Origin of the sequence: Brevundimonas lutea, from assembly GCF_003704105.1 — a bacterium.
GTDB classification, from domain to species: Bacteria; Pseudomonadota; Alphaproteobacteria; order Caulobacterales; family Caulobacteraceae; genus Brevundimonas; species Brevundimonas lutea.
The window spans coordinates 123,191-138,668 of record NZ_QUOQ01000004.1 but is presented as its reverse complement, the minus strand read 5'-3'; the positions used below and the strand labels follow the sequence as shown (position 1 = coordinate 138,668).

The following is a 15,478-nucleotide window of genomic DNA, read 5'->3' as shown; positions in this document are numbered from 1 at the left end:
GCGGCCTAGAACAGCTTGCCATGCTCCGGCGGCGGCGCCTTTTCGATCTTCGGACGGGTCCGGGGCGTGGCGGGAGCGCCGTCTGCGCCGTCGATCACCGCGCCGCGTCGGCCGTCATCGAAGACCAGGCTGACAGCCTGACCGGGGGCCAGGGCGCCCGCTGATGCGACCATACGCCCCTCGGAGTCCTCGACCCGAGCGAAGCCGTGGCGGGGCCTTTTCGGGTCCAGTGACGCCAGCGCCCGCGCCAGCCCCATCAGCCGATCCTCCGCTTTTTCAAAACGGCGGGGCAGGGCCGCGTCCAATCTGAGCGCGACCGCCTCCAGCCGCGCCGCCCGCTGATCCAGCCGTCGCCGCAACGGTTCGGGCGACAGTTTGGCCGTCACGGTCAGCAGCCGTCTCTCATCGCGCGCCGCCCGCGCGGTCAGGGCGGGACGCAGGCGCGCCGCGACCGCCTCCAGTCGCTCGCCCTTGCGTTCCAGAGTCCGGTCCAGCAGCGCCCGGTTCAGGCGCGGCCCGGCGCCCGCAAAGCGTCGTTCATGCGCCGCCACATTGGCGTTCAGCGCCGCGCCCAGACGGCTGGCGGCGTGATCCAGCCGCTGGCTGGGCAGGGCCAGCAAATCCTGCGCCCGGGGCGGCAGACCGCGCGCAACCGATCTCAGCCGCGTCCGCCGGTCCTCGACCAGCCGGCCGCCGGCTCCGATCAGGCGACGGTCGAGTTCGGCCAGACCGGCGGCCAATTCCGCCAGCACGGGCGTGGCCATTTCGGCCGCGCCCGTCGGCGTCGGCGCTCGCCGGTCGGACACGAAGTCGATCAGGGTGGTGTCGGTCTCATGTCCCACGGCCGAGATGATCGGGATGGACGCCGCCGCCACCGTCCGCGCCAGGGTCTCGTCGTTGAACGGCCACAGATCCTCGACCGAGCCGCCGCCGCGCGCCACGATCACCACGTCCGGCCGGGGGATGGGACCGCCTGTCGCCGGCAGGGCGTCGAAGCCGCGCACCGCCGCCGCCACCTGGCCAGCCGCCGGCTCGCCCTGAACCACGACCGGCCAGATCACGACCCGGCACGGCCAGCGTTCGGACAGCCGGTGCAGGATGTCGCGGATCACCGCGCCCGTGGGACTGGTGATCACCCCGACGACGGCCGGAAAGCGAGGGATTGGTCGTTTTCTCGCCGGCTCGAACAGACCTTCGCCCGCCAGCCGCGCCTTCAACCGCTCCAGCTGGGCCAACAGCGCGCCGGCGCCCGCGACCTCCATCGTCTCGATGACGATCTGGTAGGACGACCGCGCCGGATAGCTGGTGATCTTGCCAGTGACGATGACCTCCAGCCCCATTTCCGGCTGGGCGGCCAGGCCGCGCACCTGACCCTTCCAGATCACGCCGTCGATACAGGCCTTGTCGTCCTTCAGGGTCAGATAGACGTGGCCTGAGCCGTGGCGATTGACCTTGGACACTTCGCCACGCAATCGAACGTGACCGAACCGGTCTTCCAGCGTCCGCTTCAGGGCGAAGGACAGCTCCGAAATCGACAGCGGCTGGTCGTTGCGGCGGGCCGGCTCCGGCGCGGCAGCCGCAGAGCCACCGAAGGCATAGTCGTCGGAAGGAGGCATGACGCCATGCTAATCGGTCGCAGGCGCCCAGGGAATGCCTATCGGAACCGGCTTCAAGCGCCGCCGTTGCCCCTTCATGCCGCCCGCCGATCCGCCAGGGACCGATCCGGAAGACCGCGACCGCCGCGAGAACGATCTCGCCCGTCGCGGCCGTCAGCCCACGGCCAGCCCCTGGACCATCATCCTGGTCATCGCCCTGATTGCCGCCATCGTCTTCGCCGCCTCCGCCCTTTTGGGCTGATCTCACTGGAGTAGCCATGAACACCCGACTTCTGACCGCCGCCGCCCTGTCCGCCCTGATGCTGGGCGCCGCCGCCTGCTCCGACACCGACGACGACGTGGTCCAGGCCCCGGCGCCGGGCGCCGAAACCCAGCCCGTCGATGAGACCGCGGCCGATATCGCCACCACCCAGGCCGCCGTCGCCCTGGGCATGACCCGCGAACAGCTGGAGGACGCCGACCTGCTCTCCGCTGAGACGACAGATTTGGGCGATGTCGAGACCTTGATCGTCGACGCGAACAATCAGGTCACTCATCTGGTCATTGAGCTTGAAGGGCCCGGTGATCCTGAAGTGGTCGTTCCTATCGGCCAGGTCCGTTCGCACCGCGACGCCGCCGGTGAAATTGATCTGCAGACCAATTTGACGGCCGAACAGCTTCAGGCCCTGCCGGCCTGGACCGGCGCCGCGCCGACGGGGACGACCGTCATGGCGCCAACCTCGCCCAACGCCGCGCTTGGCGCGAATCCCGGCGCCAATGAGACGACGCCCCCCGCCGTCTGAGGACGCCTGCGGCTTGACCGGTCCATTCGGGCCGGTCATTGCCGCCTCATGAAGATCCTGCTCGTCGGATCGGGCGGCCGCGAACACGCCCTGGCCTGGAAGATCAGCCAATCGCCCCTGGTGACTGATCTGGTGTGCGCGCCGGGCAATCCCGGCATCGGCAAGGTGGCGCAACTCCGCGCCGTCAAGGCCGACGACGTTGACGGCCTTGTGGCATTGGCGCGAGAGATGGCGGCCGATTTGGTGGTTGTCGGGCCGGAAGCCGCGCTCGAGAAAGGCCTGGCCGACAAGCTGGCGCGAGCAAATATTCCCTGCTTCGGGCCGACCCAGGCGGCTGCGCGGCTGGAGACATCTAAGGCCTTCGCAAAAGCCTTCATGGAGCGCCACGACATCCCCTCGGCCGGCTATGGCGTCTACGAGACGCTGGGCGAGGCGCGGCAGGCGCTGGACGTCTTCAGGCCGCCCTATGTGATCAAGGCCGACGGCTTGGCCGCCGGCAAGGGCGTGGCCATCAGTCCTGACCGCGCCGACGCCGAGGCCGAGGTCGAACGCATGCTGGGTGGCCGATTCGGCCAGGCCGGGGCGCGGGTGGTGATCGAGGAATTCATGGACGGCGAAGAGGGCTCTCTGTTCGCCTTGACCGACGGGCATCGCGCGCTGCTGTTCGGCGGAGCGCAGGACCACAAACGCGCCTATGACGGCGACATGGGACCCAACACCGGCGGCATGGGGGCCTATACCCCGGCGCCCGTGTTCGATCACGGTCTGGTCGAGACGGCGCGTGAACGGATCGTGGAGCCGACGCTGAAGGGCATGGCGAAAGAGGGTTCGCCCTATCGTGGGGTGCTGTACGCCGGGCTGATGGCCACGGCGGACGGGCCGAAGGTGGTGGAGTTCAACGCCCGCTTCGGCGATCCGGAATGCCAGGTGCTGATGATGCGTCTGGCGTCGGACATCGTGCCTTATCTCAAAGCCTGCGCCGAGGGTGATCTGGGTCGCCTGCCGGAACCGAAGTTCCTCAACCAAACGGCCATCTGCGTGGTCATGGCGGCCAAGGGCTATCCGGACAGTCCGCTGGAAGGCTCGATCATCCGGGGGGCCGACCAAGACTTCGGGCCGCATGTGCAGGTCTTCCACGCCGGAACGACGAGAAAGCCGGACGGATCGCTGGCGGCGGCCGGGGGGCGGGTGCTGAACGTCTGCGCTCTGGGCGACGATATCGGGCAGGCCCGTGAGCGCGCCTACGCTGCTGTGCGGGCCATAGACTGGCCCGGCGGCTTCAATCGGACTGACATCGGCTGGCGGGCGCTGGAGCGCTGATCGTAGGCCAGTTTCACGCAGGTGAAGCCGAGGACTGGTCTCGCTCCGGTAATCGTGCGGGCGGCAAGGTCAGCGCCAATGCGACCTGAGTGGGGTCAAGTTCCTGCCCGCGATGATAGATCGACCGCCCCTGATTGCCGCTCGACTGATCGGCATGAAGGGTTCGCAAATAGGCGGGGCCACGCTCATCAACCAAGGTGGGATGGCGCTGGTCCACCTTCTGATGAGCGCCGCCTTCGTACACCTGCGCAAGCGTGCTGGAGGGTTCACCAGTTATCGTCTGCGCCACTCCGATGTGGGCAAGTCCGGCGGAGACGCAGCGGTAACGCAAACGGTTGAAGCGGCTGAACCGGTTGGAATCCTCCAGATGACCGGCGATCCCATTTGGAAAGGTGACGAAGTGATCTCGATGCTCGACGCGGATATGCGGATCGAGCCACTCGAGAAATGGCCGAGCCAGCGCGTCGTCGTCGTCCAGCCGCACAGTGGCGTATGGGGTTTCATCATCCGGCGCGCCATCGGGTCGCTGGATCAACTCGCGGATCGCTCTCAGTGCGTGCGGTCGCATCGGGGCCTCCGGCGCGAGGCGGAACAGCCGCGCCCAGGGAAGGGGATCCAAGGCCCGGCGCATGGCCAGAAGGGCGTCGTCAGGCAGAGCGTCAGACGTCATCACCAGCAGGCGAAACCATGAAGGATCGAGCGACTGACTTTGACCCAGAAGGCTGGACAGCGTCACGTCCTCAAACAGCGCCTGACGACGTTCCAGCCGCTGCGGGTTATAGAGCCGTTCGCGGTAACCGGGCTGGCGGCCTATCCTGAACCAGCTGGCGCGCTCCAGGTTGAATCGGACGATGACGAGAACCGGGTTCATGCCAACCCATTGCCGGTCGCAACGCAAGGGGCAAGTCCCGCGGCTGTCGAAGACTTCCGCCTGATCTGGTGACGATGGTCCCGGCTAGAGTAAAGTCGGCCGATTTCGCCATGCGGGGCTCGATACAACTCGAGCGCTACGCCCAGGCGAACAGGAGGCGGCCCTCGCCCATGCGGTCGCGCAGGGTCTGGAGGTCGGCGTGGGCCGTGGAGAAGCAGCCGTATGAGCGGCCCAGCTTGCCCTGCTGTTCGACGACGGAGGGCTCGGCGTAGTCCGCTCCGTGGACGATGATGGCGCGCTCGCGGGCGGCGTTGTTGGTGTGCTCCAATCCGTCCAGCAGCACGTTCGGCCCCTGCTCGGGACCCCAGCCCGCGCCGGCCGAAACGAACGAGCCCACCGACGACATGTGCGAGTCCATCGTGTTGGAGAAATCGCGCGCATAGCCGGTATGGGCCGGATCCGATCCCTTGCCGTGCGAGGTACGGAAGGCGTGGACCAGCCCGCCGACCAGATCGACCTCGTACAGCCGCTCCTCGGCGGAGTGCCGGCTGAAATCGACCAGATACATGCGGTCGCGGTTGGGGATCCGACTGGAGTGGATGTCCAGGGCGGCCATGGCGCGGCTCATCAATTCAGGCCGCACCTTGCGCGCGACATCCAGCGGCGGCGTCATCAAGGGTTGGGTGGCGAGCGCGAGACGTCTGGGCGAAACCGAGGCGGCGTTGGGCGTGGCGGCCAGCGAGACGGGCTCGGACATCTTGGCCACCGGCGCACAGGCGCCGAGGGAGAGGGCGCCCAGAACGGCGCCGCGTCGCGACAGCTTCATGCAGTAATCCCCGGCAAGCTACTCAACTGTGTCCATTTGTTTCCGACACAGGATTGGAATTCAACCTGAGCCTTGGCGATGGCGCGGGCTGGGCTAAGGTGCGGCGACATTGGGGAGGCACCACAGATGATGCGTATCGCGCTGGCTTTCGCGGCCGTACTGGCGATGACCACGGCGGCCGAGGCCCGTCAAACCCCCGCGCCGCAAGGTGCTCCGTCGTCGATCGGCGATCTCTACGTTCAGGTTGGTCGTGTCCTGCTGGACCCCGCCGGGGGGACCGTCGAACGTGATAAAACTCTCGTGATCAGGGGGAACCAGATCGCCGAAGTGCGCGACGGCTTCGTCGGTGAGGGCCGGATCGTCGACCTGCGCGACTCGTTTGTCATGCCGGGACTGATCGACAGCCACGTCCATCTGACCGGCCAGCAGAACCCCAATGCGCGCCTCCAGGAAGTGACCTGGTCGAACGCCGATCAGGCCATGATCGGCGCTGGATACGCGAGGAAAACGCTTGAGGCCGGTTTCACCACCGTGGTTGATCTGGGCGCAGCCAATGAGGCCATCTTCGCGCTCAGGGATGCAGTCCGGCGCGGCGACGTGGCGGGGCCGAACATCATCGCCTCGGGCTCGTCGGTGTCGGTCCACGGCGGACATGGCGACATCAACGGTTATCGCGACGACATCATGCACCTGCTGTCGCCCGAGAGCGTCTGTTCGGGACCGGAGGACTGCCGCCGCGCCGTTCGGCTCCAGGTCCGGGCCGGGGCCGACATCATCAAGATCACCGCCACCGGCGGTGTCCTGTCCAATACCGCCGCGGGTCTTGCCCAGCAGTTCACCCAGGACGAACTAAGTTCGATCGTCGAGGTGGCGCACCGCATGGGCCGCCAGGTCACCGCCCACGCCCACGGAGCCGACGGCATCAACGCCTTCCTCGCCGCCGGCGGCGATTCGATCGAGCACGGCACCTATCTGGACGACGACTCGATTGGCCTGTTCCGCCAGCATGACGCCTGGCTGGTGCCGACGCTGCTGGCCGGGGACTTCGTGGCGCGCATCGCCTCGGGTCCGGACAACTTCTTCACCCCCAACCAGACCGCCAAGGCGCTGGAGGCGGGGCCGAAAATGCTCGACATGGCCCGGCGCGCGCATGAGGGTGGCGTGCGGATCGCTTTCGGCACCGACACGGGCGTCTCGGCCCACGGCGACAACGCCCAGGAGTTCGCTCTGCTGGTCCGGGCCGGCCTGACGCCACTGGAGGCCATCCAGGCCGCCACGATCGGGGCCGCAGAGCACCTGCAGATCCAGGACCGCGCGGGTCGCCTAGCGCCCGGCATGCCCGCCGACCTCATCGCCGTCGCGGGTGATCCGCTCAGCGACGTCACCGAGCTGGAGCGCGTGACCTTCGTGATGAAGGGCGGCGAGGTGTATCGCGACGAGTGACGTCGACGGTCAGCCCACGAAGCCGGCGGCGCGCTTCAGCCGATCGTTGATGGCCTCGCCCAGGCCGTCGCCGGGGATGGGCGCCACGACGATGGCGCGAGGCGTCTCGCGATCCGCCGCGCGCAGCAGGCAAAACAGATTGGAGGCGGCCTCGCGTGGGTCGCCGGCCTCGCTGAGGCTCCAGCGTCCCGGTCCGACCGGTCCGAAGCCAAGCAGGATTTCTCCCTCGCCCGCCTCGGTCGCGTTCAGCCGCACCGGCGCCTCCGGAGCGTAGTGCAGCGCCAGTCGCCCAGGCGAGCGGCGGCCCTCTTCGGGGCGATCGGCCAGCGGTCCGATCACGGCTTCCAGATCGGCGCGAGTCACCGACCCGGGACGGAGGAGCGCCGGCGATCCGTCCAGCAGCGACACCACAGTGCTCTCCAGCCCCACCTCGCAAGGCCCGCCGTCAAGCGCGGCGCGCGCGGAGACGCCGGTCTCCGCCAGGGCGTCGGCGAAGGTGGTCGGGCTAGGACGCCCCGAGCGATTGGCCGAGGGGGCCACCACGGGCCGATCAACCATTGACAGAAGCTTTCGCGCCAGGGGGTGCCCGGGGACACGCACCGCCACGCTGTCCAATCCCGCGCGGGCGAGGTCGCTGACGGGGCTGTCCGGTCGCGACGGCAACACCAACGTCAGAGGACCCGGCCAGAACGCCTTGGCCAGGGTGCGAGCGCGGTCGTCGAACACGGCGATTTGCTCGCCCCGCTCCAGATCCGCGACGTGCGAGATCAGCGGATTGAAGCGCGGGCGCCCTTTGGCTTCGAAGATCGCGGCCACGGCATCAGCATTTGTGGCGTCCGCGCCCAGACCATACACCGTTTCGGTCGGCAGGATGACCAGATGGCCGGCCCTCAGGGCCGCGGCGGCCATGGCCAGAGGCGATGGCGTCATCGGCGGGCGGGCAGGAAGGGGATCATGCGCGCCAGCACCCCGTCGCGATTGACGAACTGGTGCTTCAGCGCGCCCAGCACATGCAGGGCGATCAGCACATACAGGCCCTTCACCACCGCGCCGTGGATGTCCATCATAAGCCCCGCCGTCTCGCGTCCGCCGCCGATGGGCAGCAGCGGGAAGTCGAACAGCCCATAGTACTCAAACCCTCGCCCGGCCGCCGATCCGGCGATCCAGCCGGTCAGCGGCATGATCAGCAGGACGGCGTAGAACAGCACATGGGTCGTCCGCGCCGCGAGCCTTTGCCAGCGCGGCGTGGTGGCGGGCAGGGGGATGGCCGGGTGCTTCAGCCGCCAGCCGATACGGACCAGCGTCAGGATCAGGATCGTCACGCCGCCCGACTTGTGCAGCATCATCCACAGACCCTGATTGGGCCCCTCCTGATCGGAGGCCGAGATCAGCAGGATCTGGGCGACGGCCAGCACGGCGATGACCCAGTGCAGGATCAGGCTGACGGTCGAGTAGCGCGGTCCTCGTTCGGCGACGGCCATGATCTTCCTTTCCGTGACGTCAGAGGCCCAACTTGGCCCGGAGCGGACGGCGCGCCAAGCCTTGCCAGCGAGCCAAAGCCGCGACATCACCGCGCGAACCGCCGCCAAGAGCGCCCGAAACGACCAGGACACCGACCCGATGACCTACCGCGCCCCGATCCGCGATCTCGCCTTCGCTCTGGAGACTACGCCCGGCATGGAGGCGCTGACGGCGGCGTTTCCGGATTATGACGCCGATACCGCCCGCGCGGTGCTGGAGGCGGCGGGGCAGATGTCGGCGGCGCTGCTGGCGCCGCTGAACACAGTCGGGGATCGCCGGCATCCGGTGTTGCAGGACGATCAGGTCACGGCCTCTCCGGGCTTCGCCGAGGCCTACCGCGAGTTCGCCGCGGGCGGCTGGACCGGCCTGACGGCCCAGGAGGCCTGGGGCGGACAGGCCCTGCCCAAGGCGCTGGAACTGGCGGCCTATGAGACAGTCCACTCTGCCAACATGGCCTTTGGCCTGTGCCCCATGCTTTCGCTGGCGGCGATCGAGGCGCTGCAGGAACACGGGACCGAGGATCAGAAGGGCACCTATCTGCCCAGGCTGGTGTCCGGCGAGTGGACCGGGGCCATGGTGCTGACCGAACCGGGCGCGGGCACCGACCTCGGCGCCCTGACGACCACGGCCACGCCGAACGGCGACGGGACCTACGCCCTGAACGGCCAGAAGATTTACATCACCTGGGGCGATCACGACGCCACGAACAACATCGTTCACATGGTGCTGGCGCGTCTGCCGGACTCTCCCCCAGGACCGAAAGGAATCAGCCTGTTCCTGGCGTCGAAGTACGCCGTGAACGCGGATGGGTCGCTGGGCGCGCGCAACGCTTTTCGGCCCGTGGGGCTGGAGCACAAGCTGGGCATCCACGGCTCGCCCACCTGCGTCATGGCCTATGAGGGCGCGACCGCCGAGCTGGTCGGTCAGCCGAATCAGGGCCTGTCGCACATGTTCGTCATGATGAACGCGGCGCGCCTCGCCGTGGGTGTCGAGGGCGTCGGCATCGCCGAGCGCGCCTTCCAGCGAGCCCTGGCCTATGCGCTGGAACGACGCCAGAGCCGCTCGGCCTGGACCGGCGAGGCCAACGCGCCGATCGCCGATCACCCGGACGTGCGGCGCATGCTGGTGGTGATGAAGGCCAAGGTCGCCGCCGCGCGCGCGATCTGCCTGGCCACCGGCGTCGCCGCCGACCTGGCTGACCGGGCGACGACCGAGGAGGAGCGCCAGCGCTGGCAGGCACGAGAGGACCTGTTCACCCCGATCGCCAAGGCGTGGTCCACCGACGTCGGGGTCGAGGTCGCGTCTGTGGGCGTCCAGGTCCACGGCGGCATGGGCTTCATCGAAGAGACCGGCGCGGCCCAGCACTATCGCGACGCCCGCATCGCGCCGATCTACGAAGGGACCAACGGCATCCAGGCTCTGGACCTCGTCGGCCGCAAGCTGGGCCAGGATGGCGGCCAGTCGGCGCTTCGGCTGATCGAGGAGATGAAGACGGTGATGCCGGGCCTGTCGAGGCTGCTCCCCGGAAAGCCGGTGGAGCGCATGGCCGCCGCCATCGAGGCGGCCCAGGACGCGACGATGTGGCTGTTGGACCGCAAGACGGCACAGGACGGTCAGGCCGATGTCCTGGCGGGCGCCGACGCCTATCTGAGGCTGATGGGCGATGTCGCCGGCGGCTGGCTGCTGGCCAATCAGGCCTTGGCCGCCCAGGGCCGGATCGAGGCCGGGGAGGGCGACTCGGCGTGGCTCCAGTCCCGCATCGACCTCTACGAAGCCTATGCCGCCAATATCCTGGGCCATTGCTCCAGCCGCCTCGCCGCCATCGGCCAGGGCGGCGACCTGCTCAAGCGCCTGACGCCGGACTTGCTGGGAGCCTAGCGCTGCTCGGCGGGGCGGGGGGAGGTCTGCCGCAGGGCCTCCCACAGCGCGATGCCGGCGCTGACCGTCAGATTGAGGCTGCGGGTTTCCGGGCGGATGGGGATCGCCACCCGAGCGTCCGCGGCCTCGTGCACGAAATCCGGCGCCCCGACGGTTTCGCGACCGAACAGCAGGGTGTCTTCCGAGGCGAATCGAAAATCGTCCAGCCGGGTGGCGGCTCGCGTCGTGAATAGCACCAGGCGTCCCGGGCCTCGCGAGGCCTGGAAGGCGTCCCAGTCGTCGTGCGCCGTCATGTGCGCAAGCGGACCGTAATCCAGCGCGGCCCTCTTCAGGGCGCGGTCGTCCATGGAAAAGCCGGTCGGTCGAATGACCTCCAGGCCCACGCCAAAACAGGCCGTGAGACGTATGGCCGCGCCGACGTTCTGCGGAATGTCCGGTTGAAAAAGGGCGAGACGCATTCTAGAGCCCTCATACGCGCGGGCCGGGGCCCTGTCGCGGCCTGTTTTGCGACTTAATCGCAAGATTAGACGGGGGTTCGGCGATCCATCGCCAGACCCGGGCCGCGCCTTTGACCCCGGGCGACCGCGCATCGGATTTTCGCCGCGTCCGGCCGCCCGCTTCCAGGGCGACCTCGCGGAGGTACAGAGGTGGTATCTTGGCCGAACAGGTCGTGACCCATGACGGTGAGGGCGGCGACGACGCCACCCGTCGTGACTTCATCCACATCGCCGCCGGCGCCGCGGCCGCCGGCGCGGGCGTGATGGCGGCTTGGCCGCTGATCAACTCGATGAACCCGGCCGCCGACACCCTGGCCCTGTCGACCGTCGAGTTCGACATGTCCAAGGTCCAGGAAGGCCAGCAGGTCGTCATCCAGTGGCAAGGTAAGCCCGTCTTCGTGCGTTACCGCACCGAGCGCGAAGTTCAGGAGGCGGCCGATACGCCGCTTTCGGACCTGAAGGATCCCCAGACGGACGCCGAGCGCGTCAAGGAGGGGCATCAGCAGTATCTGGTCGTGGTCGGATCCTGCACGCACCTGGGTTGCGTGCCGACCTTTGGCACCGGCGACTTTGGTGGCTGGTTCTGCCCTTGCCACGGATCCCACTACGACACCTCGGGCCGCATCCGTAAAGGACCCGCGCCCCTCAACCTGGCGGTTCCGGAGTACGAATATCTCTCCGACACCAGCATCCGGATCGGCTGAGGACGGACCGAGACATCATGAGCGATCACGAATCCACCTACGTCCCCAAGACCGGCGTCGAGAAATGGCTCGACACCCGTCTGCCGATCGTCCGCTTCGGCGCCGACTACATGTCGCTGCCGACGCCGAAGAACCTGAACTACTGGTACACCTTCGGCGGCATCCTCGCCCTGTGCCTGATGATCCAGATCGTCACGGGCATCGTCCTGGCCATGCACTATGTGCCCAACACGGCCATGGCCTTTGAGTCGGTCGAGCGCATCATGCGCGACGTCAACGGCGGCTGGCTGGTTCGCTACGTTCACGCCAATGGCGCCTCGATGTTCTTCATCGCCGTCTATCTGCACATGCTGCGGGGGCTCTATTACGGGAGCTATAAGGCGCCGCGCGAGATGATCTGGATTGTGGGCTGCGTGATCTTCTTCCTGATGATCGCCACCGCCTTCCTGGGCTACGTGCTGCCGTGGGGCCAGATGTCCTTCTGGGGCGCCGAGGTGATCACCAACCTGATCGGCGCCGTGCCGGTGGTCGGCGAGCCGATCCTGATCTGGCTGCGCGGCGGCCCGTCGATCGACAACGCGACGCTCAATCGCTTCTTCTCGCTGCACTACCTGCTGCCGTTCGTGATCGCCGGCTGCGTGGTGCTGCACCTGTGGGCCCTGCACCACGCCGGTCAGAACAACCCGGTCGGAATCCTGATCCCCAAGGACCGCCAGGCCAAGGATACGGTGCCGTTCCACCCGTATTACACGGTCAAGGACGGCTTCGCGATCATCCTGTTCCTGATCATGTTCGCCTATTTCGTGTTCTTCAATCCGAATGCGCTGGGCCACGCCGACAACTACATCCCGGCCAACCCGCTGGTGACGCCGGCGCACATCGTGCCCGAGTGGTACATGCTGCCGTTCTACGCCATCCTGCGCGCCATTCCGGACAAGTTCGGCGGCGTGGTGGCCATGTTCGGCGCCATCGCGGTGCTGTTCGTGATCCCCTGGCTGGACACATCCAAGGTGCGCTCGATGCGCTACCGGCCCCAGATGCGGACCTTCTTCCTGATCTTCCTGGTGGTCTGTTTCGGCCTCGGCTGGTGCGGTGGTCAGTTGCCCGACGCCCATGTCATCGGTGACTTTGACACCTTCATTCTGATCGACGGCGACCTGAACAGCTATCTGTGGCTGACGCGCCTGCTGACCGCCTACTACTTCATCTTCTTCCTGGTGCTGATGCCGTTGGTGGGGCTTCGCGAGAAGCCGCTGCCGATCCCGGCCTCGATCTCGGAGCCGGTGCTGTCGCCGCGCATTCCCGACGCCGCCGAAACCCCGAAGGCCGTCTGATGAGCCCGCGTTCCATGACCCGCACCCGTCTTCGTTCCGCCGGTCTGGCCGTGCTCGCCGCGGTCGGTCTGGGCCTGGCCGCCACGCCTGCTCTGGCCGCCGGCGAGGCCAAGCATCCGCGCCACGCCGGCTTCTCGTTCGAGGGGCCGTTCGGAACCTTCGATCAGGCCCAGCTGCAGCGTGGCTACAAGGTCTATCGCGAGGTCTGCTCGGCCTGCCACAGCATGAACCTGGTCTATTTCCGCACCCTGGGCGAGAAGGGCGGGCCCTTCTATGACGCCCACGCCGAGAACGCGGCCCAGAACCGCTATGTCCGCGCCATCGCCGCCGAGTTCGAGGTTCCGGGGATCGACACCGAGACCGGCGAGGCCATCCTGCGCCCGGCTACGGCCGCCGACGCCTTCCCCAACCCCTATCCGAACGCCACGGCCGCCGCGGCCGCCAACGGCGGCGCCGCCCCGCCCGACCTGTCGGTGATGGCCAAGGCCCGCCACGACGGGGCCAACTACATCTACTCGCTGCTGAGCGGCTATCAGGAGGCCCCGGCCGGTCTCGCGATCAATCAGGGCCAGTACTACAACCCGTACATGGCCGGCGACATGACGCCCTTCTGGTCGGGTGACCCCGAGCACGTGCCCTATGGCGGTTTCATCGCCATGGCCCCGCCGCTGCGTGACGGTCAGGTGACCTTTGACGACGGCACCGAAGCCTCGGTCGATCAGATGGCCAAGGACGTCGCCGCCTTCATCGCCTGGGCGTCCGAGCCCAAGGCGGTCGAGCGCAAACAGACCGGCTTCGCCGTCCTGGCCTATCTGCTGCTGTTCGCGGGTCTGACGTACGCCAGCTATCGCCGCATCTGGAAGGGCGTGGCGCACTAACAACCGGGAGCAATCTCCGGACAAGGGCCGCATCCGCCGGATGCGGCCCTTTTTCGTTACGGGGCTCGCTTGGCCGGCCGCGCACTGCCCTCTAGGGTGCCAATCCTCAGCTTCGCCGGAGTCGCCCCCATGCGTTTCGCCTCGTTCGCCGCCGCCCTGATGGCCACCGCCGCCCTGTCCGCCTGCGCCACCGCCGGGGGAGGGGGGATGCCGGCCGAGATCAGCGCCGCGAACCTGAACGAGCATATCCGCACCCTGTCCGATGACAGCTTCCTGGGCCGGGGCATCGCCACCGAGGGCGAGACCAAGACCGTCGCCTATCTGTCGGAGCAGTTCGCCGAGGCCGGCTTCGAGCCGGGTGGCGTCAACGGCGGCTGGACCCAGCCGGTGACGCTGAACCGTTTCGCCGCCTCCAACGTCACCGGCCAGTTCCAGGCCGGCGACTGGTCCCAGCCGGTGACGCAAGGACAGGAAGTGGCCTTCTCGACCCGTCTGCCGGGCCAGTCAGTCAATCTGCAGGATGTCCCGCTGGTCTTCGTCGGCTACGGCATCGACGCGCCGGAGCGCCAGTGGAACGACTTCAAGGACGTCGATGTGCGCGGCAAGGTGATCGTCGTGCTGATCAACGACGCCGACTTCGAGGACCCGTCGATGGACGTCTTCGGCGGCAAGGCCATGACCTACTATGGCCGCTGGACCTACAAATACGACGAGGCGGCGCGCAAGGGCGCGGCGGGCGTGCTGGTGGTTCACGAGACCGAGCCGGCCTCCTATGGCTGGAGCACGGTGGCCAATTCCTGGGGCGTGCCCCAGTTCGACATCGAGCGCGCTAACGCGGCCGCCGAGCGCGTGCCGCTGGAAGGCTGGATGCAGCGTGATCTGGCCGTGGACCTGTTCCAGCGCGGCGGCCAGGACTTCGAGGCGCTGAAGGCCCAGGCGCGCAGCCGGGACTTCCGTCCGGTCGAACTGACGGGCGTGACCCTCGACGCCAGCTTCGATGTGGCCACCTCGTCGATCCAGACGGACAACGTCATCGCCCGCCTGCCGGGATCGACCCACCCAGACGAGACCATCCTCTACACCGCCCACTGGGACCACATCGGCGTCGGCGAGCCGGACGCCGAGGGCGACCGCATCTTCAACGGCGCCGTCGACAACGCCACCGGAACCTCGGCCCTGATCGAACTGGCCCGGGTCTATGCCGCCGGACCCCGCCCGGAGCGGTCGATCGTGCTGATCGGCTTCACCGCCGAGGAGAGCGGGCTGCTGGGCTCGGAATACTACGCCGCCAACCCGGTCTATCCGCTGGAGACGACGGTGGCGGGCTTCAACCTGGACGGCATGGGCGTCTATGGCGGCTTCAACGAACTGTCGGTGGTCGGCTTCGGCCAGTCGGAACTGGACGAGCGGCTGCAGCGGGCGGCGGCGACCCAAGGCCGCTCCATCGCTCCGGACTCGCGGCCAGAGGCTGGCAGCTACTACCGGTCGGACCACTTCCCGCTGGTCAAGCGCGGCGTGCCGATGGCCTATGCCGAGGGCGGGGTGACCTTCCGCGACGACGCCGACGGCGCTCGTCAGGCCCGCGCCGATGAATACGGACGCATCCGCTATCACCAGGCCGCCGACGAATGGTCGCCCGACTGGGATCTGACCGGGATGGTCGAGGACATCGAGATCGCCTGGCGCGTTGGAAACGAACTGGCCAACAGCCGCGACTGGCCGGGCTGGAAGCCGGGCTCGGAGTTCCGCGACGTGCGGCTACGCAGTGACGCCCAACGGCGCTGATACCGTGGAGGAAAGGCGGGCAT

The 15,478-nt window shown here is 67.9% G+C and carries 15 protein-coding genes; 9 read left to right on the top strand and 6 right to left on the bottom strand.

All coding sequences use genetic code 11. The features are described 5' to 3' along the window. Positions 1-5: 5 nt before the first annotated feature. Complete coding sequence (xseA, locus tag EES48_RS07965) at positions 6-1,616, bottom strand: exodeoxyribonuclease VII large subunit (RefSeq protein ID WP_122465870.1); 1,611 nt, start codon at positions 1,614-1,616, stop codon at positions 6-8. Between the two features lie 34 nt (positions 1,617-1,650). Between xseA and EES48_RS14835 the strand changes: the two genes are divergently transcribed. From EES48_RS14835 to purD, 3 genes are read left to right on the top strand one after another with little or no spacing between them, the layout of a single operon-like run. Further along, positions 1,651-1,857: a hypothetical protein gene (locus EES48_RS14835; RefSeq protein WP_162998077.1), complete on the top strand. Its 207-nt coding sequence runs from the start codon at positions 1,651-1,653 to the stop codon at positions 1,855-1,857. Between the two features lie 16 nt (positions 1,858-1,873). Further along, on the top strand, positions 1,874-2,398 hold the full coding sequence (locus EES48_RS07960) for a hypothetical protein (RefSeq protein WP_122465869.1): 525 nt from the start codon (positions 1,874-1,876) through the stop codon (positions 2,396-2,398). A 48-nt stretch (positions 2,399-2,446) separates the two neighbouring features. Next, positions 2,447-3,718: a phosphoribosylamine--glycine ligase gene (purD, locus tag EES48_RS07955; protein WP_122465868.1), complete on the top strand. Its 1,272-nt coding sequence runs from the start codon at positions 2,447-2,449 to the stop codon at positions 3,716-3,718. Between the two features lie 13 nt (positions 3,719-3,731). Here purD and EES48_RS07950 read toward each other — a convergent pair whose 3' ends face one another. Then, on the bottom strand, positions 3,732-4,589 hold the full coding sequence (locus tag EES48_RS07950) for a glycosyltransferase (protein WP_122465867.1): 858 nt from the start codon (positions 4,587-4,589) through the stop codon (positions 3,732-3,734). Between the two features lie 136 nt (positions 4,590-4,725). Beyond that, a complete protein-coding gene (locus EES48_RS07945) occupies positions 4,726-5,415 on the bottom strand; it encodes a murein L,D-transpeptidase catalytic domain-containing protein (RefSeq protein WP_122465866.1) in 690 nt (229 codons plus the stop codon). A gap of 126 nt (positions 5,416-5,541) precedes the next feature. Here EES48_RS07945 and EES48_RS07940 point away from each other — a divergent pair, with 126 nt between their 5' ends. Next, on the top strand, positions 5,542-6,858 hold the full coding sequence (locus tag EES48_RS07940; RefSeq protein ID WP_122465865.1) for a metal-dependent hydrolase family protein: 1,317 nt from the start codon (positions 5,542-5,544) through the stop codon (positions 6,856-6,858). Between the two features lie 9 nt (positions 6,859-6,867). Here the strand turns inward: EES48_RS07940 and EES48_RS07935 are convergent, their stop codons facing one another. Further along, positions 6,868-7,788 (bottom strand): L-threonylcarbamoyladenylate synthase, encoded by a 921-nt coding sequence (locus EES48_RS07935; RefSeq protein WP_122465864.1) that lies wholly within the window; start codon positions 7,786-7,788, stop codon positions 6,868-6,870. Beyond that, on the bottom strand, positions 7,785-8,339 hold the full coding sequence (locus EES48_RS07930) for a cytochrome b (protein WP_122465863.1): 555 nt from the start codon (positions 8,337-8,339) through the stop codon (positions 7,785-7,787). Before EES48_RS07930 ends, EES48_RS07935 begins: the two co-directional genes overlap by 4 nt. A 139-nt stretch (positions 8,340-8,478) precedes the next feature. On the opposite strand from EES48_RS07930, the gene EES48_RS07925 reads away from it, so the two are divergent. Beyond that, complete coding sequence (locus EES48_RS07925; protein WP_122466205.1) at positions 8,479-10,257, top strand: acyl-CoA dehydrogenase family protein; 1,779 nt, start codon at positions 8,479-8,481, stop codon at positions 10,255-10,257. Here EES48_RS07925 and EES48_RS07920 read toward each other — a convergent pair. Next, positions 10,254-10,715, bottom strand: coding sequence for a tRNA (cytidine(34)-2'-O)-methyltransferase (locus tag EES48_RS07920; RefSeq protein ID WP_122465862.1), 462 nt, complete (start codon positions 10,713-10,715; stop codon positions 10,254-10,256). The genes EES48_RS07925 and EES48_RS07920 overlap by 4 nt on opposite strands. Before the next feature lie 197 nt (positions 10,716-10,912). Here EES48_RS07920 and petA point away from each other — a divergent pair, with 197 nt between their 5' ends. The 4 genes from petA (at position 10,913) to EES48_RS07900 (ending at position 15,455) form a co-directional block, all read left to right on the top strand. Further along, positions 10,913-11,458 (top strand): ubiquinol-cytochrome c reductase iron-sulfur subunit, encoded by a 546-nt coding sequence (gene petA, locus EES48_RS07915; protein ID WP_122465861.1) that lies wholly within the window; start codon positions 10,913-10,915, stop codon positions 11,456-11,458. 17 nt (positions 11,459-11,475) lie between these two features. Further along, a complete protein-coding gene (locus EES48_RS07910) occupies positions 11,476-12,792 on the top strand; it encodes a cytochrome b (RefSeq protein WP_122465860.1) in 1,317 nt (438 codons plus the stop codon). Next, positions 12,792-13,670, top strand: a complete 879-nt coding sequence (locus EES48_RS07905; RefSeq protein WP_240623274.1) for a cytochrome c1 — start codon at positions 12,792-12,794, stop codon at positions 13,668-13,670. Before EES48_RS07910 ends, EES48_RS07905 begins: the two co-directional genes overlap by 1 nt. A gap of 129 nt (positions 13,671-13,799) precedes the next feature. Beyond that, a complete protein-coding gene (locus EES48_RS07900; RefSeq protein WP_122465859.1) occupies positions 13,800-15,455 on the top strand; it encodes a M28 family metallopeptidase in 1,656 nt (551 codons plus the stop codon). Positions 15,456-15,478: the final 23 nt, after the last annotated feature.

What these genes read in the sequence shown, in the direction of transcription:
- xseA (WP_122465870.1), bottom strand. Translation starts at nt 1,616, where the DNA reads ATGCCTCCTTCCGACGACTATGCCTTCGGTGGCTCTGCGGCTGCCGCG.
- EES48_RS14835 (WP_162998077.1), top strand. Translation starts at nt 1,651, where the DNA reads ATGCCTATCGGAACCGGCTTCAAGCGCCGCCGTTGCCCCTTCATGCCG.
- EES48_RS07960 (WP_122465869.1), top strand. Translation starts at nt 1,874, where the DNA reads ATGAACACCCGACTTCTGACCGCCGCCGCCCTGTCCGCCCTGATGCTG.
- purD (WP_122465868.1), top strand. Translation starts at nt 2,447, where the DNA reads ATGAAGATCCTGCTCGTCGGATCGGGCGGCCGCGAACACGCCCTGGCC.
- EES48_RS07950 (WP_122465867.1), bottom strand. Translation starts at nt 4,589, where the DNA reads ATGAACCCGGTTCTCGTCATCGTCCGATTCAACCTGGAGCGCGCCAGC.
- EES48_RS07945 (WP_122465866.1), bottom strand. Translation starts at nt 5,415, where the DNA reads ATGAAGCTGTCGCGACGCGGCGCCGTTCTGGGCGCCCTCTCCCTCGGC.
- EES48_RS07940 (WP_122465865.1), top strand. Translation starts at nt 5,542, where the DNA reads ATGATGCGTATCGCGCTGGCTTTCGCGGCCGTACTGGCGATGACCACG.
- EES48_RS07935 (WP_122465864.1), bottom strand. Translation starts at nt 7,788, where the DNA reads ATGACGCCATCGCCTCTGGCCATGGCCGCCGCGGCCCTGAGGGCCGGC.
- EES48_RS07930 (WP_122465863.1), bottom strand. Translation starts at nt 8,339, where the DNA reads ATGGCCGTCGCCGAACGAGGACCGCGCTACTCGACCGTCAGCCTGATC.
- EES48_RS07925 (WP_122466205.1), top strand. Translation starts at nt 8,479, where the DNA reads ATGACCTACCGCGCCCCGATCCGCGATCTCGCCTTCGCTCTGGAGACT.
- EES48_RS07920 (WP_122465862.1), bottom strand. Translation starts at nt 10,715, where the DNA reads ATGCGTCTCGCCCTTTTTCAACCGGACATTCCGCAGAACGTCGGCGCG.
- EES48_RS07910 (WP_122465860.1), top strand. Translation starts at nt 11,476, where the DNA reads ATGAGCGATCACGAATCCACCTACGTCCCCAAGACCGGCGTCGAGAAA.
- EES48_RS07905 (WP_240623274.1), top strand. Translation starts at nt 12,792, where the DNA reads ATGAGCCCGCGTTCCATGACCCGCACCCGTCTTCGTTCCGCCGGTCTG.
- EES48_RS07900 (WP_122465859.1), top strand. Translation starts at nt 13,800, where the DNA reads ATGCGTTTCGCCTCGTTCGCCGCCGCCCTGATGGCCACCGCCGCCCTG.